The organism is Saccharothrix sp. NRRL B-16314, assembly GCF_000716595.1.
In the GTDB taxonomy this organism is placed as follows: domain Bacteria; phylum Actinomycetota; class Actinomycetes; order Mycobacteriales; family Pseudonocardiaceae; genus Actinosynnema.
In genome coordinates this window covers 115,653-140,378 of the sequence record NZ_JNXC01000009.1, presented here as the reverse complement: position 1 = coordinate 140,378, position 24,726 = coordinate 115,653, and the positions used below count along the sequence as shown (strand labels likewise).

Genomic DNA, 24,726 nt, shown 5'->3' with positions numbered 1-24,726 from the left:
TACTCATCGGGCTGGAAATCGCCTCCAGGTTATCCCGTAACCCGGGGAAAGGACGAGATGGCGAATCCGCAGAAATACGGCCGAAGGCAGGTCGCGACCGTTCCACTGGCGTTGTCGATCACCGCGGTCTACCTGGTGGTGGGCGGCGCGGCGGGCGCGCTGGCGCTGCACGCGAAGTCCGCGACCACCGCACCCGTGCCCGTGCCGGCCCTGCTCTCGCCCTCGCTCCCCCAGCCTCCGCCCTCGCTCTCCCGGACCACGACCACACCGCCGCCGTCCCCGTCCGCCGTGCCCACGACCACCACCGCCCCCGCGCTCCCGGCCGGGTTTCGGCTGGTGGAAGCCCCAGGCGGGCTGACGACCGCGGTGCCGGAGGGGTGGACGATCAGCACCGGCACGGTGGCGACGACCCTCGTGGCGACCGACCCGGCGAACCCCCGGCGCGAGATCCGGCTGGGCGGCGCCCCGGTCACCGACCCGTCGACGACCCTGCTCGCCCGCATCACGACGGCGGCCGTCGAACGGGAACGGGAGCCCGGCCACACCAGGCTGGCGCTGGCGCAGACCACGATCCGCGAATTCCCCGCGGTGCGCTGGGATTTCGAGGAGGTCGTCGACGGGGTCGCCGAACGGATGGCCGTCGCTTACTGGGAAACGGGCGGAATCGAGTACGTGGTCTACGCCTCCGGACCGTCCGAGGAGTGGTCGAAAACCCGATCGGACCTGGAGGTCCTCATCGACAACGCCCGACCCTGAGCCGGTCTCAGGCCCGGCGGGCGGTGGCGAAGCGGGGGCGACCGGCGAGGTCCCGGTGGTCGGCCACGTCGGTCAGGACACGGCGGGAGGCCAGCAGGGCGGGTACCGAGTCGCCCTGGGTGTCGTCGTGCTCGATCGCCACGTGGCCGCCCGGCTTGAGCAGGCGCGCGGACAGGCCCACCACGTGCCGGATCACGTCCAGGCCGTCCGCGCCGCCGAAGACCGCCTGACGGGGGTCGTGGTCGGCCACCTCGGGCGGCACCTCGGTCTCGTCGGGCACGTACGGCGGGTTGCACAGGACCAGGTCGACCTGACCGTCCAGATCGGACAGGACGTCCGGCGCGGTGACGTCACCGGAGTGGAGCGTGATCGGGGTGTCGCCGGCGGCGCTGCGGGCTTCGGCGTTGCGCCGCGCCCACGCCAGCGCCGTCGGATCGCGTTCGACCGCGTGCACGGTGGCGCGGGGCAACCGGTGTGCCGCCGCGAGGGCCAGCGCGCCGGAGCCGGTGCAGAGGTCCACGACGGTCACGTCGGCCGCCTTGTCCACTGTGGACAAGGCCCATTCGAGCAGCAGCTCGGTTTCCGGGCGCGGGATGAACACGCCCGGACCGACTTCGAGCTCGACGCCGCCCAGGTGCGACCAGCCGGTGATGTGCTGCAACGGGATGCGGGCCGTGCGCCGGAGCACGGCCTTGTGCAGCGCGTCCACCACCGGCGGGTCGACCAGCGGGATCAGCGGCAGGCGCGAGCGTTCGACGCCGAGCACGTGCGCGGCGAGGTGCTCGGCGTCCACCCGGGGGCTGTCGACACCCGCCGCGGCCAGCATGCGTTCCGCTTCGATGATGGCCGGCCGCAGCGGGTGTCGGGTCATGCGCAGAGGATAGCCGCAGGTCAGAAGTTGATCATGTGCCCGGCCAGGCCGTGCACCGCTTCCTTCACGGCCTCGCCGAGCGTCGGGTGGGCGTGGACGTTGCGCGCCACCTCGTGCACGGTCAGGTCCCACTGCTGCGCCAACGTCAGCTCCGGCAGCAACTCCGTCACGTCCGGCCCGATCAGGTGACCACCGAGCAGCTCGCCGTACTTCGCGTCGCTGATCAGCTTCACGAAGCCGGCCGAGTCGCCGATGCCGTGCGCCTTGCCGTTCGCGGTGAACGGGAACTTCGCGACCTTCACGTCGTACCCGCGCTCGCGCGCCTGCGCCTCGGTCCACCCGAACGACGCGATCTGCGGCTGGCAGTACGTCGCCCGCGGGATCATCACGTAGTCCAGCTCCATCGTCTCCGCGCCCGCGATGGTCTCGGCGGCGATGATGCCCATGGACTCGGCTGCGTGCGCGAGCATCAGCTTCGCGGTCACGTCCCCGATGGCGAAGATGTTCGGCACGGTCGTGCGGCAGCGGGCGTCGACGGCGATCGCGCCGCGTTCCGTGAGCTGGACGCCGGTGTTCTCCAGCCCGTAGCCCTCGACCCTCGGCTGGAAGCCGATGGCCTGCATGACCTTGTCCGCCTCCAGCACCTCCTGCGCGCCGTCCTTGGACACCGTGACGCGCACGCGGGGACCGGAGTCGTCGATGGACTCGACCCGCGTGGACGTCCGCACGTCGATCCCGAGCCGCTTGTACCGCTTGGCCAGCTCCGCCGACACGTCGGCGTCCTCCAGCGGCACCACCCGGTCCAGGAACTCGACCATCGTGACCTTGACGCCGTAGTTGTGCAGCACGTACGCGAACTCGACGCCGATGGCGCCCGCACCCGCGATGACGATGCTCTCCGGCAGGTCCTGCGACATGATCTGCTCTTCGTACGTCACCACCCGGTCGGACAGCTTCGTCCCCGGGAGGAGCCGGGTGGTCGCACCGGCCGCGATGATCGCGGACCCGAACGTGACGGTCTCGTCACCCACCTGGATGGTGTTGGCGTCGACGAACGTCCCCCGGCCGTTGTACTCGGTGATCCCGTTCTTCTTCATCAGGAAGTGCACGCCCTTGACGCGCCCGTCCGCGACCTTCCGGCTGCGCTCGTACGCGACGCCGTAGTCGAACTTCACCGTGCCGTCGACCTGGATGCCGTAGGTCTTCTGCTCGTGCGTGAAGAGGTGCGCCAGCTCCGCGTTGCGCAGGAGCGCCTTCGACGGGATGCAGCCTACGTTCAGGCAGACCCCGCCCCAGTAACGCTCCTCGATGATCGCCGTCTTCAGGCCCAGCTGGGCCGAGCGGATCGCGGCGACGTACCCGCCTGGCCCCGCACCGAGGACCACGACGTCAAAGTGTGCGCTCATGAGCGACACATTAGGTGCCGAGTTGGTCCGACAAGAACTCAACGGTGCGACGCCACGCGTCGGCCCTCGCGGCGGCCGTGGCGGCAGGCGTGCCGCCCGTGGAGAACCGCACGCCGGGGCCCGAAATGACCACGTCCGTGGTCGGCCGGTGCGGCGGGCCCGCGATCAGGTGTCCTGCCTCGGGGTACACGACGTGCTCGTGCCGGTGCGGGTGCCCGTGTTCCGCCAGCCGGCGGAAGGCGACCTCGCTCAGCTCCTCGCACGGCCACGACTCGTCCTGACCGGATGAGAGCAGCAACACACCCCCGTCGATCCGCTCGACCGGGATCTCGGCGTCCTCCGGGATGCCGTCGGTGAGGTCGAACGCCAGCCGCAACGGCACCGGGTCGCCGTCCACGACCCGGCGGCGCAGCTCGTGCGGGATCGAGTACGGCAGGTACGGCAGCGGCCTGCCCTGCCAGGTCCACGACGCGGCCTCGTGGTCAAGCTTCTGCAACAACCGGTCACCGGGACCGATGCACTGCGTGACCACACCACTGCCGACCACGCTCACCACGGCCTTGACCTGCGGGAACGTCGCACCGACCAGGAGCGCCAGCTCACCGCCGCGCGAACCGCCGATGACGCCGAGCCGCCCCGCCCGCTCGCCCAGCCACTCCAGCGCCGTCCCGAAGTACTCCAGCGGGATCTCGACCAGGTCGTCCGGCACCCCCGGAGCGCCGAAGTGCGCCAGGGTCAACGCCGCGAACCCGCGCCCGGCCAGGAGCGCGGCGTCCAGCTCGTGCATGCCGCCCTCGGAGCCGCTCAGCACCAGCACGCCGGGGTGTGTCTCGTCGTCGTCCGGCTCGAACAGCACGCCGACCAGGCCGTTCTCCCCCACCTCGGTCCGCCGCACGCCCTCGGGCACGGCCTGCCGGTCCACTTCGACCCGACCGACGCCGACCGCCTCGACGACCGTGTGCGGGTGTGGTTTGCCCGGCGTCCGGCGCATCGACCAGAACAACCCCATCGGGTCAACGCCCGTGTAGGAGCCCTCGATCGGGGCGTGTCGGGTCAGATCCACGACGCCGCGCTCGTCCGCCAGGAACACGACCCACGAACCGTGGTCGCCGGTCGACGCGCGCAACCCCACCCGCTGCCCCGGCGGCAGGTCGACCACCCGGACTTCCAAGACTCCGTCGAGCGGGGCGCTGCGCGGGTTGACCAGGATTTCCGCCATTCGCGCGCCCCTCTCGTCGACCTACCTCTCGGCTAGTCGCTCCGCGCGGTCCGCCGCCGCCAACGCGTCGAGCACCGCGTCCATGTCACCGTCGAGAACTTGATCCAGGTTATGCGCTTTGTACCCGACACGGTGATCGGAGATGCGTGACTCGGGGAAGTTGTACGTGCGCACCCGCTCGGAGCGGTCGACCGTGCGGATCTGGACGCGCCGGGCGTCCGACGCCTCCTGCTGCTGCTTCTCCTCGGCCAACGCGGTCAGCCGGGACTGGAGCACCTGCATGGCGCGGGCCTTGTTCTGGAGCTGGCTGCGCTCGTTCTGGCAGGACACCACGATGCCGGTGGGCAGGTGCGTGATGCGGACCGCCGAGTCCGTCGTGTTGACGCTCTGGCCACCCTTGCCGGACGAGCGGAACACGTCCACGCGCAGGTCGTTCTCGTCGATCTCGACCTCGACGTCCTCGGTCTCCGGGAACACCAGGACGCCGGCGGCGGACGTGTGGATGCGGCCCTGCGACTCCGTCACCGGCACGCGCTGCACGCGGTGCACGCCGCCCTCGTACTTCAGCCGGGACCACACGCCGTCCGGGGTGTCGACGCGGCTCTTGATGGCCACCGTGACGTCCTTGTAGCCACCCAGGTCGGAATCCGTGCCGTCGAGCACTTCGGCCTTCCAGCCGTGGCGTTCGGCGTACCGCAGGTACATGCGCAGCAGGTCGCCCGCGAACAGGGCCGATTCCTCGCCGCCCTCACCGGACTTGATCTCCAGCACGACGTCCGCGTGGTCGTGGGGGTCTCGCGGGAGGAGGAGCTCGGTGAGCTTGGACTCCAGCGCCGGGACCGTCCTGGCCAGCTGCTCGGCCTCCTCGGCGAACACCTCGTCCTCGGCGGCCAGCTCACGGGCCGTCTCCAGGTCGGACTTCGCCTGCTCCAGCTCGCGCGCCGTCTTCACGATCGGGGTCAGCTCGGCGTAACGCTTGCCGAGCTTCCGCGCGCCCGCCTGGTCGGCGTGCACCGAGGGGTCGGCGAGCTTGGCTTCCAGCTCGGCGTGCTCGGCCAGCAGGGCGTCCAGCGTCACGGTCTTGCTCCGGTCTTCGAGGGGTGCGGAGACGACAACGGCGTCCACCCGCGGATGGGGTGGACGCCGTTCTGGCAGCTACTTGGCGGCGCGCTTGCCGTAGCGGGCCTCGAAGCGCGCGACCCGACCACCGGTGTCCATGATCTTCTGCTTGCCCGTGTAGAACGGGTGGCAGTTGGAGCAGATCTCGACGTGGATGGCGCCGGACGTCTTGGTGCTGCGGGTGGCGAAGGTGTTGCCACAACCGCAGGTGACCTCGGTCGTCACGTACTCGGGGTGAATGCCGGTCTTCAACGTCTCGTCCCTTTCCTCGGTTGGCCGCCGGGTCCCCGTTGCTGTTCTTCGGGGTGAACCGGAGCCGGACTCGACCCGACAGTGTGCCAGATCGGGCGTCACCCCCTGCAACGCGAGGTCAGGCACGGTTGTTCCCCGTGGCTGGTGTCACAACCGCTCACCGATGGCGGTCGACCATTTGGCGCTCCAGGTAACCGCTGGGCTACGCAGAGCAGTGGCGGCGTTGCCCGGACGCCACACTTGGCGCGTGTTGTGCGCTGTCGGACGCCCGTTGCGGTTGACCTCGTGGCTGGCCGTGCCGTTCCTGTTCAGCACCGCCGTGCTCGGCCTGACCGGGCTGGGCGGGCTGGTGCTGGGGGTGCCGGGGTCCATCGCCCTGTCGAGCCCCGTCTTCGGCGCGGGCGTCGCCGTGGGCATCGCGTTGTCGAACACGGTCGTGTGGACCGCCCGGTGGCAGCGCGTGTGGCTCCGCTGGCCGTACCTGGCGTCGCTCTTCGTGGCCGGTCTCGTGCTGGACGGCGTGCGCGTGCCCGTGGTGGCCGTCGTGTGCCTCGGCGTGCCGGTGACCGCCCTGCTGATCGCCGCGTACTTCCTGGAGCGCCGCCGCACCGCCGCCCTCTCCAAGGCCGGCCTCGCCCCCACCCCCCACTGCTGACCCCCACGTGAGTCCTACGTTCAGAACCCGTGAGTCCTACGTTCAGAACGCGTGAGTCCTACGTTCGGAACGCGTGAATTCAACGCTCAGTACAAGATCGACTGTTCTGAGCGTTGAATTCGGGTGTTCCGAACGTAGGACACGGGGGTTCTGTAGGTACGACTCACGGGTTCTGAACGTAGGACTCACGGGATGGGGAAGGCCCGTCCGGCGGGGCCGGACGGGCCTTCGGGTGGTGCGGAGCGGGTCAGTCGTTGTCGCCGCTCGGGGTGTTCTTAGCCACCTGCATCAAGAACTCGATGTTCGTCCGGCTCTTGCGGAGCCGGTCGAGCAGCAGGTCGATGGCCTGCTGGCTGTCCAGGGCGTGCAGCACCCTGCGCAGCTTGTGCATGACGGCCAGCTCGTCCGGGGACAGCAGCAGGTCTTCCTTGCGGGTGCCGGACGCGTCCACGTCCACCGCCGGGAAGGTCCGCTTGTCCGCGATCTTCCGGTCGAGCTTGAGCTCGGCGTTACCCGTGCCCTTGAACTCCTCGAAGATCACGCTGTCGCCCGCGGAACCGGTCTCGACCAGGGCCGTCGCGATGACGGTCAGCGAGCCGCCGCCCTCGATGTTCCGGGCCGCGCCCAGGAACCTCTTCGGCGGGTACAGCGCGGTCGAGTCGACACCACCGGACAGGATCCGGCCGCTCGCGGGGGCCGCGAGGTTGTAGGCACGACCCAGCCGGGTGATCGAGTCCAGCAGCACGACCACGTCGTGACCCATCTCGACCAGGCGCTTCGCCCGCTCGATGGCCAGCTCCGAGATCGTGGTGTGGTCCGACGGCGGGCGGTCGAAGGTGGAGGCGATGACCTCGCCCTTCACCGACCGCTGCATGTCGGTGACCTCTTCGGGCCGCTCGTCCACCAGCACCACCATCAGGTGGCACTCGGGGTTGTTCTTCGTGATCGCGTTCGCGATCGACTGGAGCACCGAGGTCTTGCCCGCCTTCGGCGGCGACACGACCAGGGCTCGCTGGCCCTTGCCGATCGGCATCACCAGGTCGATGACGCGCGTGGTGAGGATGTGCGGTTCCGTCTCGAGCCGCAGTCGCTCGTTCGGGTACAGCGGCGTCAGCTTGGTGAAGTCCGGCCGGTTGCGGGACTCCTCCGGGTCGAGGCCGTTGATCTTGTCCACCCGCACCAGGGGGTTGAACTTCTGGCGCTGCTGCTCGCCGTCACGCGGCTGCCGCACGGCGCCGATGAGGGCGTCACCGCGGCGGAGGCCGTACTTGCGGACGAGCGAGAGCGACACGTACACGTCGTTCGGCCCGGCCAGGTAGCCCGACGTGCGGACGAACGCGTAGTTCTCCAGCACGTCGAGGATGCCCGCCACGGGCAGCAGGACGTCGTCGTCGCGCACCTCGGTGTCGGTGGCGGGACCGCCTTCGTCGCCACGACCACCACGGCGGCGGCGGTCGCGGAAGCGACGACCACGACGGCCACCGTCCTCGTCGCCGTCGTCGCTCGGGCCGCTCTGCTGGCGGTTGCGGTTCTGGTCGCGATCGCGGTCGCGGTCACGGCCACCGCGGTCGTCACGACCACCGCGGTCCCCACGGTCGCCCCGCTCCTGCCGGTCGCCGCGGTTGCCGCGGTCGCCCCGGTCCTGGCGCTGTTCGCGCTGTTCGGAGCGGTCCTGCCGGTCGCCTCGGTCCTGCCGGTCGCCGCGGTCGGACCGCTCGGCGCGGTCACCCTGCTGGCGGTCGCCCTGGGCGCGGTCCGACTGCGCCCGGTCCGACTGCGCCCGGTCGGCCTGGGGCCGCTCGGCCTGGCGGTCCGCCTGAGCGGGACGGTCGGCCTGCGGCTGGGCCTGCTGGCCGTCCGCGGCCGGGGCCTCGGGGCTGCCCGCGGGGCGGTTGGCGGAACGACGGCGGCGGTTGCCCCGGCGTCCACCCTCTTCCTCGGCGGGCCGGTCGGTCACGTCCAGCTGCTGCTGGGTCGGCTTCTCCACCGGGGCCGGAGCCTCGACGGCCTGCTCCTTCGCGGGCGCCTTGACGGCGACCGCCTTGGGCGCGTCGGCAGCCTTCTTCTCGGTCTTGGACGGCGTCGCGGCACTGCCCCGACCGGAGGTGCCGCCCTGCCGCTCCTTGATGGCCGCGATCAGGTCGCCCTTGCGCAGGCCGGCCGTGCCGGTGATGCCCAGCTGACCTGCGAGTTCACGGAGTTCGGCCAGCACCATTCCAGAGAGGCCCGCGCGCTTGCGCGGCGTGGCGCTGCCGTTCGAAGGGGTGGTCAGAGCGTTCTCCTCGGCTCCGGAACTGCCGGCAGCGGAATTGGGAGCAGCAGGAGCTTGGCTGCTCAGTACATCGGTGTTGGTCACACATGTCCTTCCTGACCGAATCGCGCCTCCTACGCGACCCAGCGGACCTGCCGTCCGACGGAATGCGGTGCGGCAGTTTCGTCCCGGTTCAGGCGGACCTCGGACGGCGCGGAACGCGCACGAAAGCGGAGTCCTCCGGTACGGGACTTCGGTCACACGGCGAGCGGGTGCCTTCCAGCGTCGGCCCCGTCCATACGGCACAGAGCCAGATCACTGGAGGAATGCGACCCGGAACGAACGTCCGGGCACTACACCGGCGCCCGTGCGCGCGGTGACTGATGGCCCCGAGGGTAGACGCAGGTACGGTCCGGTGCAACAACCGGGGTGCGGCGCGTCGTTTCACTCAGTCGAGTGGCGCAACGCCGACCCCTCCCAGGTCGACCGGCACGCGGTGGGCGGCGAACCCGGTCAGGTCGACCCCCGGCGGCAGGTCGCCGTCCACGGGCAGGGCCAGGACCGTCGGTCCCGCCCCCGACACCGCAGCCGGCACACCGGCCTCCCGCAGCGCCCGCACCAGGCGGGTCGTCGCAGGCCAGGCCGGTTCCCGGTACGGCTCGTGCAGCCGGTCGTCCAACGCGTCGAGGAGCAGCGACGGGTCGGCCGTGAGAGCGTGCACAGCGAGCGCCGCACGGCCCACGGCGAACGCCGCGTCCTCGTGCGGCACCTTCGAGGGGAGCAGGCCGCGGGTCGTCTTGGTGGACGATTCCACCTCGGGCACCAGCACGACCGGGGAAATCCGGGGATCGGGGTCCACACGGACCGCGTGGTAGCGGTCACCCTGCGTCCACGCGATGGCGACGCCGCCGAACATGGCGGCGGCGGCGTTGTCGGCGTGGCCCTCGAACTCGGCGGCGAGTTGCAACGCGGTTGTGTCCAACTCGCGACCGGCCAGGGCGAACCCGGCCGCCACGCCCGCCACGACCGCCGCGGACGAGGACCCGAGGCCGCGGGCGTGCGGGATGGTGTTGCGGCACGTCAGCCGCAGGCCGGGCACCTCCGCGCCGACCAGGTCGCACGCCGCACGGAACGCGCGGACGACCAGGTGGCTCTCGTCCTTCGGGACGGCCGAGGCGCCCTCACCCGAGACCTCGACGGCCAGCCCGGAGGGCACGACCTCGAACTCCAGCTCGTCGCGCAGGCCCAACGCCATGCCGAGCGCGTCGAACCCCGAGCCGAGGTTCGCCGTGGACGCCGGCACGGTCACCCGGACGCCCGTCACGCCAGCTCCAGCGCGGTGGCGACGGCACCCGGGTCGACCGGCACCGGCGCGACCTCGGGCATGCCGAGCAGCGCGGTGTCCGGGTCCTTCAGGCCGTGGCCGGTGACCGTGCAGACGACCGTCGACCCCTTCGGCAGCCGTCCGTCGGCGACCGTGGCCAGCATGCCCGCCACGCTGGTCGCGGACGCGGGCTCGACGAAGATGCCCTCGGTCGACGCCAGCAGCCGGTAGGCCTCCAGGATCTTCTCGTCCGTGACGGCCTCGAACAGCCCGCCGGACTCCTCCTTGGCGGTCACCGCGCCGGTCCACGACGCGGGGCTGCCCACCCGGATGGCGGTCGCGATGGTCTCCGGGTCCGCCACCGGCGCGCCCAGCACCAGCGGCGCGGAACCCGCGGCCTGGAAGCCGAACATGCGTGGCGCGGCGCCGATCACGCCGTCCTTGTAGTAGTCCGAGTAGCCGCGCCAGTACGCGGTGATGTTGCCCGCGTTGCCCACCGGCAGGCAGTGCACGTCGGGCGCGCGGCCGAGCACGTCGCAGATCTCCCACGCGGCGGTCTTCTGGCCGATCAGCCGCACCGGGTTGACCGAGTTGACCAGCGTGATCGGGTACTCGATCGACGTCTTGGAGGCCAGTTCGAGGCAGTCGTCGAAGTTGCCGTCGATCTGGAGGATCTTCGCGCCGTGCGCGACGGCCTGGGCCAGCTTGCCCAGCGCGATCTTGCCCCGCGGCACGAGGACCGCGGCGGCCATCCCGGCCTTCGCCGCGTACGCCGCCGCGCTCGCCGACGTGTTGCCGGTCGACGCGCAGATCACCCCGCGGACGCCGCTGGCCAGCGCGTGCGTCATGGCGACGGTCATGCCGCGGTCCTTGAACGAGCCGGTGGGGTTGGCGCCCTCGACCTTGACGTAGACCTGGCAGCCGGTCAGCTCCGACAGGCGCTCGGCGGCCACCAGCGGCGTGCCGCCCTCGTGCAGGGTGATGACCTTGGCGCCGTCGGGCAGCGGGATCCGGTCCGCGTAGGCGTGGATGATCCCCGGCCACCCCGGCCGCGCTGCCGCCGGACTGCCGGCACCGCCCATCGTCGCCTGTGCCGTCGTCATAGCTCTTCGCCTTCCACCCGCATCACGCTGACCACTTCACGAACCACGGGCAGCCCGCCGATTTTGTCCACGGTCGACCGCAATGCCGCATCGGTCGCGGCGTGGGTGACGATCACCAGGCTGGCGTCGTCGACCCGGCCCTCCTGCCGCACCGCCGCGATGCTCACGTCGTGCTCCGCGAACACCGCCGCGACCTGCGACAACACGCCCGCCCGGTCGGCGACGTCGAGGCTGATGTGATAACGCGTGGGCGTCTGGCCCATCGGCCGCACGGGCAGCGCCGCGTACGCCGACTCACGCGGTCCGCGACCGCGGTGCACCCGGTTGCGGGCCACCGCGACGAGGTCGCCGAGCACCGCGCTGGCGGTCGGGGCGCCGCCCGCGCCCTGGCCGTAGAACATCATCTCGCCCGCCGCGTCGGCCTCGACGAACACCGCGTTGAACGCGCCGTTCACGCCCGCGAGCGGGTGGGACTTGGGGATCATCGCCGGGTGCACGCGCACCGAGATGCTCTCGCCACCGTCCTCGGTCACCCGTTCGCAGATCGCCAGCAGCTTCACCGTGCGGCCGAGGGCCTTGGCGGCGGCGATGTCGGCGGCGCTGACCGACGCGATGCCCTCGCGGTGCACGTCGGCGGCCGTCACCCGGCTGTGGAAGGCGAGTGACGCCAGGATCGCGGCCTTGGACGCGGCGTCGAAGCCGTCCACGTCGGCGGTCGGGTCCGCCTCCGCGTACCCGAGCCGGGTCGCCTCCTCCAGGGTCTCGCCGTAGCTCGCCCCGGTGGAGTCCATGCCCGAGAGGATGAAGTTGGTGGTGCCGTTGACGATCCCCATCACGCGCGTGATGCGGTCGCCGGCCAGCGATTCGCGCAGCGGGCGCAGCAGCGGGATCGCACCCGCCACCGCGGCCTCGAAGTACAGGTCCGCGCCGGACGCGTCGGACGCCTCGAACAGGTCCGCCGAGTGCTCGGCGAGCAGCGCCTTGTTCGCGGTCACCACCGACTTGCCCGACCGCAGCGCGGCGAGCAGCAGGGACCGGGCGGGCTCGATACCGCCGATGACCTCCACGACGACGTCGACGTCCGACGCGATGAGGGCTTCGGCATCCGCCGTCAGCAGCTCCGCGGGCACGTCGCGGTGCTTGTTCGGCTTGCGCACGGCGATGCCGGCCAGCTCGACCGGCGCGCCGACGCGCGCGGTGAGGTCGGCCGCCTGGTCGGTGAGCAGCCGGACCACCTCGGTGCCGACCGTGCCGCAGCCCAGCAAAGCGACCTTGATCGGTTTGTGGCTAGACACTCATACCTCCAGGCGGAACAGGTCTTCCTCGGTCTCCCGGCGCAGGAGCAACCGGGCCTGGCCGTCCACGACCGCGGCGAGCGCGGGCCGGGGAAGTCGGTTGTAGCCGCTGGCCATGGAGTAGCAGTAGGCGCCGGTCGCGGCGACCGCGATCAGGTCGCCGGGGGCGAGGTCGTCGGGCAGCCAGCAGTCGCGCACGACCACGTCACCGGACTCGCAGTGCTTGCCGACGACGCGGCACAGCACGGGGACCGCGTCCTCCGACGCGGCACGCGACACCAGCTTGCAGTCGTACACGGCGTCGTAGAGCGCGGTGCGGATGTTGTCGCTCATGCCGCCGTCCACGCTCACGTACCGGCGCACGACGCCCGCGTCGAGCTGGACGTCCTTGATGGTGCCCACCTCGTACAGCGTCACCGTGCCGGGGCCGACGATGGCCCGGCCGGGCTCGACCGCGATCTTGGGCGCCGGCAGCTCGGCGTGCTCGCACTCCTTGGCCACGATGTTGCGCAACTGCCTGGCCAGCTCGGCCGGCGGCGGCGGGTCGTCGTCCGGGGTGTACGCGATGCCGAGGCCGCCGCCGAGGTCGACGGTCGTGACGTGGTCGAGGATGCCGGCGCCGTGCTCGTCGCGGAGTTCCGCGAGCAGGCCGATGACCCGGCGCGCGGCGACCTCGAAGCCGCTGGCGTCGAAGATCTGCGAGCCGATGTGGCTGTGCAGGCCGATCAGCCGCAGCCCCTCGGACTTCAGCACCCGGCGGGCCGCCTCGGCCGCGTCGCCCGAGGACAGCGAGAAGCCGAACTTCTGGTCCTCGTGCGCGGTGGCGATGAACTCGTGCGTGTGCGCCTCGACGCCGACCGTCACCCGGATCATCACCGGCTGCACGCGGCCCCGGTCGCGGGCGATCTGGTCCAGCCGGGCGATCTCGTAGTGCGAGTCCAGCACGACCGCGCCGACACCGACCTCGACCGCCCTGGTCAGCTCGGCGACGGACTTGTTGTTGCCGTGCAGCGCGATCCGCTCGGGCGGGAACTCCGCGCGCAGTGCGACGGCCAGCTCGCCGCCGCTGGCCACGTCGATGCTCAGGCCCTCCTCGGCGACCCAGCGGGCCACCGCGACGGACAGGAACGCCTTGGACGCGTAGTGGACGCGGGTCGGGTCGCCGAACGCCTCGGCGTGCTCCCGGCAGCGGGCGCGGAAGTCGGCCTCGTCCATCACGAACAGCGGCGTGCCGTGCTCCTGGGCGAGCTGCCGCACGTCGACGCCGCCGAAGCGCACCGCGCCGTCGGCGCCGCGTTCGGCGTTGCGCGGCCACACCTGCGGGTGCAGGGAGCCCAGTTCGTCGGCCGACGAGGGCCGGTTGCCCGCCGTGTTCGACGGGACCATGACGTCGGCGTGCCGGGGACCGGCCGGGTGGGCGCGCATCACATGCGCTCCGGCGCGGTGACGCCCAGCAGCGCGAGGCCGTTGGCGAAGACCTGGCGGGTCGCCGCGCACAGCTGGAGCCGGGCGCGGTGCAGCTCGGTGGTCTCCTCGTCGCCGCGCGGCAGGACGCGGCAGGCCTCGTAGAACCGGTGGTAGGTGCCCGCCAGCTCTTCCAGGTACCGGGCGACGCGGTGCGGTTCGCGCAGCTCACCGGCCGTGCCGACGACGCGGGGGAACTCACCGACGGTGCGGATCAGGTCGCCCTCGCGGTCGTGCGTGAGCAGGTCGAGCGCGTCGCCCGGCGTGACGCCCAGGTCGGCGGCGTTGCGCAGCAGCGAGGCCAGCCTCGAGTGCGCGTACTGGACGTAGAAGACGGGGTTGTCGTTGCTGTGCTTGCGCAGCAGGTCCAGGTCGAGGTCGAGGGACGAGTCGACCGAGGAGCGGGACATCGCGTACCGGGCGGCGTCCACGCCGACCGCGTCCACCAGGTCCTCCATCGTGATCACGGTGCCCGCGCGCTTGCTCATCCGCACCGGCTTGCCGTCGCTGACCAGGTTCACCATCTGGCCGATCAGCACCTCGACCGAGTCCGGGTCGTCGCCCAGCGCGGCGGCGGCGGCCTTGAGCCTGCCGATGTAGCCGTGGTGGTCCGCGCCGAGCATGTAGATGCACAGGTCGAAGCCGCGCGACCGCTTGTCCACGAGGTAGGCGATGTCGCCCGCGATGTACGCCGGCTCGCCGTCGCTCTTGATGACCACGCGGTCCTTGTCGTCGCCGAACTCGGTGGACCGCAGCCACCAGGCGCCGTTCTCGAAGTACAGCGAGTCGGAGCCCTTGAGCTGCTCGACGGCCTTGGCGACCGCGCCCGACTTGTGCAGCGAGTCCTCGTGGAAGAAGACGTCGAAGTCGGTGCCGAAGTCGTGCAGGGCCTTCTTGATCTCCTCGAACATGAGGCCGACGCCGATCCGGCGGAACACCTCGTGCGAGTCGTCCGAGGTCAGCGCGCCGGGCTCCTGCCGCAGCACCTCGGCCGCGATGTCCCCGATGTAGCCGCCCGCGTAGCCGTCCTCCGGTGCGGGCTCGCCCTTCGCGGCGGCGATCAGGGACCGGACGAACCGGTCGATCTGCGCGCCCGCGTCGTTGAAGTAGTACTCGCGGGTGACCTCGGCGCCGTTGGCCTCCAGGATCCGGCCCAGCGCGTCGCCGACCGCGGCCCAGCGGGTGCCGCCCAGGTGGATGGGGCCGGTCGGGTTCGCCGAGACGAACTCCAGGTTGACCCGGGTGCCGGTGAGCACGTCGCCGCGGCCGTACGCCGCGCCCGCCTTCAGCACGTCGCGCACGATCTCGCCCTGCGCGTCCGCGGCGAGCCGCAGGTTCAGGAAGCCCGGACCGGCCACCTCGACCGAGGAGATGGCATCGGTGCCGGTCAGCGCGTCGGCCAGCCAGCCGGCCAGGTCGCGGGACGTCACGCCGACCTTCTTGGCGGTCTGGAGGGCCACGTTGGTCGCGTAGTCGCCGTGCTCGGGGTTGCGGGGGCGCTCGATCGTGACCGCTGTGGGCAGGGCAGTGGGATCGAGGCCGCGGGCGGACAACACGTCCACGGCCGTCGCACGGACCAGTTCAGCGAGCGCAGCGGGAGTCACCCGGCAAGTCTAGGGAAGCGTTCCCGCTGGTCTCGACCGGGATGCGCGTCCCGCGAAGTGGGAATCGGCAGTGACGCCGGCCACCCGCCGTGACGGGCAGTTGACGGTGATCAGACACCCTATCCCTACACTGACCTGCGGCATGGGCGTATGACGAGACTGAGGCGGACATGACCAGCGGCAAGAAGACTAAGGCCGCGCGCGGCAGCGTTGCGGCGGCGCGCTCCTCGGTGGTGGCGAAGAAGCCGAAGCCGTGGGGCACCATCCTGGCGGTGGTAGCCGTGCTGGCCCTGGCCGGCACCGTGTTCGGTTACGCGTTCGGGCAGATCTCCGAGCAGAACGCCAAGGAAGCGGCGCTCGCGAAGTGGGTGCCGTCGGAGGAGAACAAGGACCCCTCCGACCAGATCCCCGGGGTCGTCAAGCGCGAGTACAAGCCGGGCAAGCACATCGACGCGCCGAAGCGGGTGGCGTACGACTTCTCGCCGCCGTTCGGTGGGCCGCACGACAACGCGTGGGCCGACTGCAACGGCGTCGTGTACCCGACCGCCGTCCGCACCGAGAACGTCATCCACGCGCTCGAGCACGGTTCGGTCTGGGTTGCCTACAACCCCGACCAGGTGACCGGTGAGGCCCTGGACAAGCTGAAGGCCAAGGTCGACGGCCAGCCGTTCACGATCATGTCGCCGTACCCCGGCCTGGACAAGCCGATCTCCCTCCAGGCGTGGGGCCACCAGCTGAAGCTGGAGAACGCCGACGACGAGCGCGTCGACCAGTTCGTCCAGTCGCTCCGGCGCAACCAGTACACGTACCCCGAGGTCGGCGCGACGTGCGACAACCCGTCGTTCGCGTCCGCACCGGCGCCGTTCGCGCCCGAGCCGGCCGGCGCTGACGCCGAGCCGATGGGTGACGAGGCGGAGAGCGCCCGCGGCGCCGCGAGCACCGCGCCCAGCAGCGCCGCCGCGCCTTCCGGCAGCTGAACGAAGTGACCGATGGTTCTTCCGTGGCCACCCCCGGACGGGGCAACCTCGTCCGGGCGGTGGTCCTCGGCGCGGCCGTGGTCGCCACCCTGCTGCTCGGCGCCGCGGTCGGCCTGCTGATCCAGCTGCCGCACTCGGACGACGCCGCCGCACCGGGGGCGGACTCCGTGGACGTCGGCTTCTGCCAGGACATGGCCATGCACCACATCCAGGCCGTGCAGATGGCGAACATCGCCCGCGAGCGGTCGACCGACGCGGACATCCGCCTGTTCGCGTTCGACATCTCCGGCACGCAGCTGGAGCAGGTCGGCCGGATGAAGGGCTGGCTGATGCTCTGGAGCCGACCGGAGCAGCCGCAGGCGGGCCGGCACATGGCGTGGATGAGCACGGGTTCCGGTCACGGGCACGCCGCCGGCGAGGACACCCCGGCCGGCGCCCCGATGCCCGGCATGGCCACCTCGGACGAGTTGGCGAAGCTCCGCTCGCTGTCGGGCGCCGAGTTCGACGTGTACTTCCTCCAGCTCATGCTCCGGCACCACCGGGGTGGCGCGCCGATGGCTGAGTACGGGGCGCAGCACGCCGGTCAGCACGCGGTGCGGACCCTCGCGGAGAGCATGCTGAAGTCGCAGACCAGCGAGAGCGAGTACATGGAGAAGCTGCTGGCCGACCGGGGCGCCGCTCCCCTGCCCGCCTAGCTCGCGCCCACGTCAACCCTTTCGGGGGCTGAACGTCACCCGGACGGGGCTACCCGCCGGTAGTAGCGTGGGGACGCCACCCCCGCCCGCGAGGTCGCGTCGGTCGTTCGACTTCCAGGCGACCGAGCCCGCCGTCTGCGGAGCAGCGGCATCCGACAGGGAGACCGCTGTGGATCCCGCCCCCGAGGTCGACGAGCGCACCGCCCGCAAGGTCGCCGAGCAGGCGCGCGAGACGCGGTGGCGGCATCCGAGCTTCGGCCGGGAGCTCTTCCTCGGCCACTTCCGGCTCGACCTGATCCACCCGCACCCCACCGGCTCGGCCGAGAGCCGGGAACGGGGCGAGACGTTCCTGACCGCCCTCCGCGAGTTCTGCGAGAAGACGGTGGACGGCGCGCTCATCGAGCGCGAGGCCTGCATCCCCGACCACGTGCTGATCAGCCTGAAGCAGCTCGGCGCGTTCGGCATGAAGATCAAACCCGAGTACGGCGGCCTCGGCCTGTCCCAGGTCTACTACAACAAGGCGCTGATGCTGATCGGCTCGGTCAGCCCAGCCCTCGGCGCGCTGCTCTCCGCGCACCAGTCCATCGGCGTCCCCCAGCCGCTCGCCCTGTTCGGCACGGACGAGCAGAAGCGCGCGTACCTGCCCCGCTGCGCGAACGGCGCGGTCAGCGCGTTCCTGCTCACCGAGCCGGACGTGGGCAGCGACCCGGCCCGCCTCGGCACCACCGCCACCCCCACCGACGACGGGTACGTGCTCGACGGCGTCAAGCTGTGGACGACGAACGGCGTGGTGGCCGAACTGCTCGTGGTGATGGCCCAGGTGCCGGGCAAGGGCATCAGCGCGTTCGTGGTGGAGGCCGACTCGCCCGGCATCACGGTGGAGAACCGGAACGAGTTCATGGGCCTGCGCGGGTTGGAGAACGGCGTCACCCGGTTCCACCGGGTCCGCGTGCCGAGTGCCAACCTGATCGGCAAGGAGGGCGCAGGCCTCAAGATCGCGCTCACCACGCTCAACACCGGCCGGCTGTCGCTGCCCGCGTTGTGCGCGGGCGCGGCGAAGTGGTGCCTGAAGATCGCCCGCGAGTGGTCCGCCGAACGCGTCCAGTGGGGTCGGCCGATCGGTCGGCACGAGGCCATCGCGGGCAAGGTCGCGTTCATCGCGGCCACCGCTTACGCGCTGGAGGCCGTGCTCGACCTGGCGGGCGAGCTGGCCGACGCGGGCGGGCACGACATCCGCATCGAGGCCGCGCTGGCGAAGCTGTACGGCTCCGAGATGGCCTGGCTGGTAGCCGACGAGCTGGTGCAGGTGCGCGGCGGGCGCGGGTACGAGACGGCGGCGTCCCTGGCGGCCCGCGGCGAGCGCGGCGTGCCGGCCGAGCAGGTGCTGCGCGACCTGCGGATCAACCGGATCTTCGAGGGCTCGACCGAGATCATGCACCTGCTGATCGCGCGGGAGGCGGTGGACGCGCACCTGTCCGTCGCGGGGGACCTCGTCGACCCGGAGGCGGACACCAAGCGCAAGGCGCGGGCGTTCGCCAGGGCGGGCGGGTTCTACGCCAAGTGGCTGCCGACGCTCGTGGTCGGCAAGGGCCAGGTGCCGCGCGCGTACGGGGAGTTCGGTCCCCTGGCCGGGCACCTGAGGTTCGTCGAGCGGGCCAGTCGCAGGTTGGCCAGGCAGACGTTCTACGGGATGTCACGCTGGCAGGGTCGGCTGGAGGGCAAGCAGCGGTTCCTCGCCCGGATCGTGGACATCGGCGCGGAGCTGTTCGCGATCAGCGCGGCGTGCGTGCGGGCCGCGGCGGACGGCGACCGGGCGGTGGCCCTGGCGGACGCGTTCGCCGTGCAGGCCAGGGTGCGGGTGGACGAGCTGTTCGACCGGTTGTGGCGCAACTCGGACGACTCGGACGCGGCGTTGGCGCGGCACGTCGTGAAGGGGCGGTTCCGCTGGCTCGAAGAAGGGGTGCTGGACCCGTCCAGCCCCGGTCCGTGGATCGCGGACTCGACCCACCGGGCTTCAACAATGCACAACGTGCACCGAAAGACGCCTTAGTCGGGGATTTCCGTTGTCCACACGGGGCAGGTGTTTGCGGGCGCGGCACCTGCCCCGTGTGCGACGGTCGAAAGGGGACCACGTCCCCCGTACTCCCCTTTCGACTCCCCTTGCAACAACGGAAGGACACACACCCTCCAGGAGGAGGTACGGTCACGCTACGTCCTTACCGGCGAGTTCACACCTACGACGTTTGAGTGAATCACCAGGTAGAGGCCCCTTGACTACTCTCAGAGAGTGACTCCCCTCGGCGGCCGGCGCGCGCGTGCACGGCCCGTGATCGCCAGGCGCGGTAAGACAGGCTGGTGGACAAGTTCACCGACGGATCTTGACAACGATGTCACCAGGCCCTTTGCTTCGCTAAAGATCAGCTGTCGAATGGCGGAAGGCGTGCGCGATGGGGCTCATGCGGAGTAGAAGATCGCTTGCGGTCATAACGACTGCTGCACTGGCGTTGGGAAGCGTGGGAGGCTGGTCGTCCGCGACCGCCGCACCGGGGGAGCCAACCGTGAGCGAGACGCTCTTCGCCACGTCGTTCGAGGACGGGCAGCCGCAGCCGAAGTGGTCGAGCACGGTGGAGACCGGGCCGGACGGCACGCCCCGCACGTCGGGCGTCAACGGCTCGGACTCCACCGGCATCCCCGGCAACGTCACCGACCGCGTGGTCGACGTGGCGGCGAACTCCGAGTACGCGGAATCGGGTGAGGTCAAGGAGAACCTGGTCGACGGCAACGTGTCGTCGAAGTGGTTGACCTTCACCTCGACCGGCTGGGTCCGGTTCACGTTCGCCGAGCCGGTCGCGGTGCGGCGGTACGCGCTGTCGTCGGCCAACGACGCGCCCGAGCGCGACCCGAAGAACTGGACCCTGCGCGCCTCCAACGACGGCACCGCGTGGACCACGATCGACACCCGGGCCGGCGAGGTGTTCGCCGACCGGTTCCAGACCAAGGCCTACGACACCGCGAACACCGAGGCGTTCAAGTTCTACCAGCTGGACATCTCCGCGAACGCGGGCGGCGTGAACATCGTCCAGCTCGCCGAGGTCCAGTTCTCCGACGGCTCCACCACCCCTCCGGCGCAGAACATGCGCACGACCGTCGGCAAGGGCGCGAACGGCGGCTACAACGCGAAGTCGGGCGCGGGGTTCACCGGGCTGAAGGCGTTGCGGTACCAGGGGACGCACGTCGCCGAAGGGCGCGGCTACTCGTACAACAAGGCCTTCGAGGTGGACATCCCCGTCACCGCGACCACCGAGCTGTCGTACCTGATCTTCCCGTCGTTCACGACCGACGACCTGAACTACCCGGCGACGTTCGTGTCGCTCGACCTGGCGTTCTCGGACGGCACCTACCTCAGCGACCTCGGCGCGCGCGACCAGCACGGCTTCGAGCTGTCGCCGCGCGGCCAGGGCGCCGCGAAGTCGTTGTACACCAACCAGTGGAACCGGGTCGCGTCGGTCGTCGGCGCGGTGGCGGCCGGCAAGACGATCAAGCGCGTCCTGGTCGCCTACGACAACCCCAAGGGCCCGGCCGGGTTCAACGGGTGGATCGACGACATCGCGGTGAAGTCCGCTCCCGTGGTGGTGGAGCGGCCACGCCCGTCGGACTGGGTGCTGACCAACCGCGGCACGAACTCCAGCGGCTCGTTCTCCCGGGGCAACAACTTCCCGGCCACCGCCGTGCCGCACGGCTTCAACTTCTGGTCGCCCATGACGAACGCGGGCTCGATCAGCTGGCTGTACGAGTACGCGAAGAACAACAACCGGGACAACCTGCCGACGCTCCAGGCGTTCACCGCGAGCCACGAGCCGAGCCCGTGGATGGGCGACCGGCAGACGTTCCAGGTGATGCCGACCATCGGCACGCCGACCGCGGACCGCGCGGTGCGCGCGCTGCCGTTCCGGCACGAGAACGAGGTCGCGAGGGCGCACTACTACGGCGTGACGTTCGAGAACGGGATGCGCACCGAGATCGCGCCGACCGACCACGCCGCGCTGTTCCGCTTCACGTTCACCGGCGACTCGTCGAACCTGGTGTTCGACAACGTGAACAACAGCGGCGGCTTGACGCTGGACCCGGCGTCGGGCGTGGTGACGGGCTTCTCCGACGTCAAGAGCGGGTTGTCGACCGGCGCGACCAGGATGTTCGTCTACGGCGTGGTGGACAAGCCGGTGAAGTCGAGCGGGCGGCTGACCGGCGCGGGCCGGGACAACGTGGCGGGCTTCTTCCAGTTCGACACGTCGGCCGACAAGACCGTCACGATGAAGATCGCCACCTCGCTGCTGGGCGTTGACCAGGCGCGGCGCAACCTCGAGCTGGAGGTGTCCACTTCGGACACGTTCGACTCGGTGCGGGACCGGGCGCAGGACGCGTGGGACCGCGTGCTGCGCATGGTGGAGGTCGAGGGCGCGTCCGAGGACCAGCTCACCACGCTGTACTCCAACCTCTACCGGCTCTACCTGTACCCGAACTCGGGCTTCGAGAACACCGGCACGGCCGACGCGCCCAAGCACCAGTACGCGTCACCGGTGCAGGCCGCCGGGCCGTCCACGCCGACGCGGACCGGTGCCAAGGTCGTGGACGGCAAGATCTACGTCAACAACGGGTTCTGGGACACCTACCGGACCACGTGGCCCGCCTACAGCCTGTTGACGCCGACGAAGGCCGGTGAGCTGGCGGACGGGTTCGTCCAGCAGTACCGGGACGGCGGGTGGGTCTCGCGCTGGTCGTCGCCCGGCTACGCGAACCTGATGACCGGCACCAGCTCCGACGTGGCGTTCGCCGACGCGTACGTGAAGGGCGTGCGGTCGTTCGACGTCAAGGCGGCCTACGACGCGGCGGTGAAGAACGCCACGGTCGCGCCGCCGAACGCGGGCGTCGGTCGGAAGGGCCTCGACACGTCGATCTTCACCGGCTACACCTCCACCGCCACCGGTGAGGGCATGTCGTGGGCGATCGAGGGCTACGTCAACGACTACGGCATCGCCAACATGGCGCGTCAACTGCACGAGGAGACCGGTGACGCGCAGTACCTGGCGTCGTACGAGTACTTCTCCAACCGCGCCCAGAACTACGTGCACATGTTCGACCCGGCCACCGGGTTCTTCCAGGGCCGGAAGCCGGACGGCACGCGGCGCGCGGCGCCCGACGAGTACGACCCGCGCGAGTGGGGTCACGACTACACCGAGACCGACGGCTGGAACATGGCGTTCTCGGTGCCGCACGACGGTCAGGGCCTGGCCAACCTGTACGGCGGGCGGGACGGGCTGGGGTCGAAGCTGGACGAGTTCTTCGCCACCCCGGAGACGGCGAAGTTCACCGGCTCGTACGGCGGCGTGATCCACGAGATGACCGAGGCGCGGGACGTGCGGATGGGGCAGCTGGGGCACTCCAACCAGGTGTCGCACCACATCACGTACATGTACGACTACGCCGGTCAGCCGTGGAAGACCCAGGAGAAGGTCCGGGAGATCATGTCCCGGCTGTACCTGGGCAGCGAGATCGGGCAGGGCTACCCCGGTGACGAGGACAACGGCGAGCAGTCGGCGTGGTGGCTGTTCAGCGCGATGGGCTTCTACCCGTTGCAGATGGGCAACGCGTCGTACGCGATCGGGTCGCCGCTGTTCAAGAAGATGACCGTGCACCTGGAGAACGGCCGGTCGCTCGTGATCAACGCGCCCGCCAACTCCGCGCGGAACATCTACGTGCAGTCGATGAAGGTGAACGGGAAGACCTGGGACAGGTCGTACCTGCCGCACGCCGAGATCGCGTCGGGTGGGGTGCTGGACTTCGAGATGGGGTCCGAGCCCTCGTCGTGGGCCACGGGTCCGGACGCCACGCCGCCGTCGTTGACCAAGGGTTCGGAAGCCCCGGCGCCGCTGCGCGACGTGACGTCGGCGGGCACGGTGACCGGTGCGCCGGCCGCGTTGGTGGACAACACCTCGCAGACGTCGGGTGCGTTGTCGTGGTTGCAGGTGGACCTGCCGTCGAAGAAGGAGAACGCGTCGTTCTACACGCTCACGTCTGGCAAGGGCGGCGGTGACCCGGCGTCGTGGGTGCTGAAGGGCTCGTACGACGGCAAGTCGTGGTCCACGGTCGACGAGCGGACCGGCGAGGCGTTCCCGTGGCGGCAGCAGACCAGGGCGTTCAAGATCGCCAAGCCGGGGCACTACCAGCACTACCGGCTGGAGTTCCCCGGAGAGGCGACGCTGGCCGAGTTCGAGCTGCTGGCGAAGCCGTTCGTGACGTGCGGGAAGGTCGTCACCGGTCAGCACGACGGGCCGCTGCGCGTCGAGTCGGGCGTGACGTGCGTGGACGGCGCTGCCGTGACCGGACCGGTGACCGTGGCGGCCGGTGCTTCGCTGTACGTGTTCGGCGGGACGCTGAGCGGTCGCGTCACGGCGGACGGCGCGGCGGCGGTCGTGCTGGTGGAGACGTCGGTCGGTGGGCCCGTCGAGGTCAGCCGGGCGTCCGGTGAGGTGTCGTTGGAACGGGTGAACGTCACCGGGCCGGTGCGGATGACCGACAACAAGGGCGGCACGCTGCTCGCCGGCAACACCGTGGGCGGGCCGATGTCGTGCACGGGCAACGACCCCGCTCCGGTGAACAGCGGGTGGGCGAACGAGGCGAGCGGTCCCAAGACGGGTCAGTGCACGTCGCTGTAGGAACTGGTCCAGGCAGCGGTCCGGGCTGTGGTCCGGGCTGTGGTCACCAGGAGATTTCGCGGCACCTCTGCGCGGAATCTCCTGGTTCGACCTGGAGCGTCGCGTGCTCGATGTGGTAGCGCTCGGCCAGCAGGGCCTGGGCGGCGTGCAGCACCTCGGCCGGGTCGACGTGGTCGCGGGTGGTGAGGTGCGCGGAGGCGACCTCCATGCCGGAGGTGAGCGTCCAGACGTGCAGGTCGTGCGCTTCGGCCACGCCGGGGAGGCGGCTCAGTTCGGCCTGCACCTCGGCGACGTCGAGGCGTGCCGGTGCGTGCTGGAAGAGGATGCGCAGCGCGCTCGCGGCGAGCTTGTAGGTGCGGGGTAGGACCCAGAGGCCGATCGCGACACCCATGACGGGGTCGGCGTAGCGCCAGCCGAAGACCAACGTCACGACGCCGCTGATGAGCACGCCGACGGAGCCGATGAGGTCGGCCAGGACTTCCAGGTACGCGCCCCGGACGTTGATGCTGTCCTTCGCGCCTTCCTTGAGCAGGAAGAACGCGACGACGTTCGCGACGAGGCCCGCGGTGGCGGCCAGGACGACGGGCAGGCCGGGGACTTCGGGTGGGTTGCCGAAGCGGCCGACGGCCTCGTAGACGACGTAAGCGGCGACGCCGAACAGCAGCACGGCGTTGGCCAGGGCGGCCAGCACTTCGGCGCGGTAGAGGCCGAACGTGCGGCTGCCGCCCCGGTTCTGGTGCGCGCGGCGGGCGAGCACGATGGCGGCGAGGGCCATGCCGACGCCCAGGACGTCGGTGAGCATGTGGGCGGCGTCGGAGATCAGGGCCAGCGAGCCGGTGGCGATGCCGACGACGAACTCGACGGCCATGAAGGCCGCCCCGATGCCGAAGGCGATCCACAGTCGGCCGAGGTGCTTGGCGCTTCCGCTCAGCGCGCCCCCGTTCAGCGCGCTCCCACTCGACGACCCGCCGTGGCCGTGTCCGTGACCCATGCCGCGAACATATAGTCGTATGCGCATGAGT

Annotated in this window: 18 protein-coding genes; 6 read left to right on the top strand and 12 right to left on the bottom strand. The window is 70.8% G+C overall.

Annotation, left to right across the window (positions count from 1 at the left end; translation table 11 throughout):
• The first annotated feature begins 57 nt into the window (after positions 1-57).
• Positions 58-756, top strand: coding sequence for a hypothetical protein (locus OQ02_RS16960; protein WP_156077097.1), 699 nt, complete (start codon positions 58-60; stop codon positions 754-756).
• Positions 757-763: 7 nt separating this feature from the next.
• Here OQ02_RS16960 and prmC read toward each other — a convergent pair whose 3' ends face one another.
• Genes prmC through rpmE form a run of 5 tightly spaced genes read right to left on the bottom strand, consistent with a single transcriptional unit; the run spans position 764 to position 5,623 of the window.
• Positions 764-1,627, bottom strand: coding sequence for a peptide chain release factor N(5)-glutamine methyltransferase (prmC, locus tag OQ02_RS16955; RefSeq protein ID WP_033439402.1), 864 nt, complete (start codon positions 1,625-1,627; stop codon positions 764-766).
• A 20-nt stretch (positions 1,628-1,647) separates the two neighbouring features.
• Complete coding sequence (lpdA, locus tag OQ02_RS16950) at positions 1,648-3,033, bottom strand: dihydrolipoyl dehydrogenase (protein ID WP_033439472.1); 1,386 nt, start codon at positions 3,031-3,033, stop codon at positions 1,648-1,650.
• Positions 3,034-3,043: 10 nt separating this feature from the next.
• Complete coding sequence (locus OQ02_RS16945; protein WP_051772429.1) at positions 3,044-4,252, bottom strand: acyl-CoA thioesterase/bile acid-CoA:amino acid N-acyltransferase family protein; 1,209 nt, start codon at positions 4,250-4,252, stop codon at positions 3,044-3,046.
• A gap of 21 nt (positions 4,253-4,273) precedes the next feature.
• Entirely contained in the window at positions 4,274-5,377 is a 1,104-nt protein-coding gene (gene prfA / locus OQ02_RS16940) for a peptide chain release factor 1 (RefSeq protein WP_051772428.1), read from the bottom strand.
• 30 nt (positions 5,378-5,407) lie between these two features.
• The gene (gene rpmE, locus OQ02_RS16935) at positions 5,408-5,623 is read right to left on the bottom strand and encodes a 50S ribosomal protein L31 (RefSeq protein WP_033439401.1); all 216 of its coding nucleotides are present in this window, start codon (positions 5,621-5,623) and stop codon (positions 5,408-5,410) included.
• Positions 5,624-5,870: 247 nt separating this feature from the next.
• Here rpmE and OQ02_RS16930 point away from each other — a divergent pair, with 247 nt between their 5' ends.
• A complete protein-coding gene (locus tag OQ02_RS16930) occupies positions 5,871-6,278 on the top strand; it encodes a hypothetical protein (protein ID WP_051772427.1) in 408 nt (135 codons plus the stop codon).
• 247 nt (positions 6,279-6,525) lie between these two features.
• Here the strand turns inward: OQ02_RS16930 and rho are convergent, their stop codons facing one another.
• The 6 genes from rho to argS all read right to left on the bottom strand — a co-directional run bounded on the left by rho (position 6,526) and on the right by argS (position 15,319).
• Positions 6,526-8,634 carry a transcription termination factor Rho gene (gene rho, locus OQ02_RS16925; protein WP_033439400.1) on the bottom strand — a complete coding sequence of 703 codons (2,109 nt, stop codon included), beginning with the start codon at positions 8,632-8,634 and terminating at the stop codon, positions 6,526-6,528.
• A 343-nt stretch (positions 8,635-8,977) separates the two neighbouring features.
• A complete protein-coding gene (gene thrB / locus OQ02_RS16920; protein ID WP_033439399.1) occupies positions 8,978-9,853 on the bottom strand; it encodes a homoserine kinase in 876 nt (291 codons plus the stop codon).
• Positions 9,850-10,935: a threonine synthase gene (thrC, locus tag OQ02_RS16915; protein ID WP_033439468.1), complete on the bottom strand. Its 1,086-nt coding sequence runs from the start codon at positions 10,933-10,935 to the stop codon at positions 9,850-9,852. Before thrC ends, thrB begins: the two co-directional genes overlap by 4 nt.
• 17 nt (positions 10,936-10,952) lie before the next feature.
• Complete coding sequence (locus OQ02_RS16910) at positions 10,953-12,251, bottom strand: homoserine dehydrogenase (protein WP_033439398.1); 1,299 nt, start codon at positions 12,249-12,251, stop codon at positions 10,953-10,955.
• Positions 12,252-13,676, bottom strand: a complete 1,425-nt coding sequence (gene lysA, locus OQ02_RS16905) for a diaminopimelate decarboxylase (protein ID WP_033439467.1) — start codon at positions 13,674-13,676, stop codon at positions 12,252-12,254.
• Complete coding sequence (argS, locus tag OQ02_RS16900) at positions 13,676-15,319, bottom strand: arginine--tRNA ligase (protein ID WP_033439397.1); 1,644 nt, start codon at positions 15,317-15,319, stop codon at positions 13,676-13,678. The genes lysA and argS overlap by 1 nt, the downstream gene beginning before the upstream one ends.
• Before the next feature lie 170 nt (positions 15,320-15,489).
• Here argS and OQ02_RS16895 point away from each other — a divergent pair, with 170 nt between their 5' ends.
• The 4 genes from OQ02_RS16895 to OQ02_RS16880 all read left to right on the top strand — a co-directional run bounded on the left by OQ02_RS16895 (position 15,490) and on the right by OQ02_RS16880 (position 23,704).
• A complete protein-coding gene (locus OQ02_RS16895; protein WP_033439396.1) occupies positions 15,490-16,296 on the top strand; it encodes a DUF3105 domain-containing protein in 807 nt (268 codons plus the stop codon).
• Between the two features lie 23 nt (positions 16,297-16,319).
• Positions 16,320-16,991 (top strand): DUF305 domain-containing protein, encoded by a 672-nt coding sequence (locus OQ02_RS16890; protein WP_033439395.1) that lies wholly within the window; start codon positions 16,320-16,322, stop codon positions 16,989-16,991.
• A 169-nt stretch (positions 16,992-17,160) separates the two neighbouring features.
• Positions 17,161-19,041: an acyl-CoA dehydrogenase family protein gene (locus OQ02_RS16885; RefSeq protein WP_033439394.1), complete on the top strand. Its 1,881-nt coding sequence runs from the start codon at positions 17,161-17,163 to the stop codon at positions 19,039-19,041.
• Between the two features lie 397 nt (positions 19,042-19,438).
• Positions 19,439-23,704, top strand: a complete 4,266-nt coding sequence (locus tag OQ02_RS16880; RefSeq protein ID WP_033439393.1) for a GH92 family glycosyl hydrolase — start codon at positions 19,439-19,441, stop codon at positions 23,702-23,704.
• A 43-nt stretch (positions 23,705-23,747) separates the two neighbouring features.
• Here OQ02_RS16880 and OQ02_RS16875 read toward each other — a convergent pair whose 3' ends face one another.
• Positions 23,748-24,695, bottom strand: a complete 948-nt coding sequence (locus tag OQ02_RS16875; RefSeq protein WP_033439392.1) for a cation diffusion facilitator family transporter — start codon at positions 24,693-24,695, stop codon at positions 23,748-23,750.
• Between the last annotated feature and the right edge of the window lie 31 nt (positions 24,696-24,726).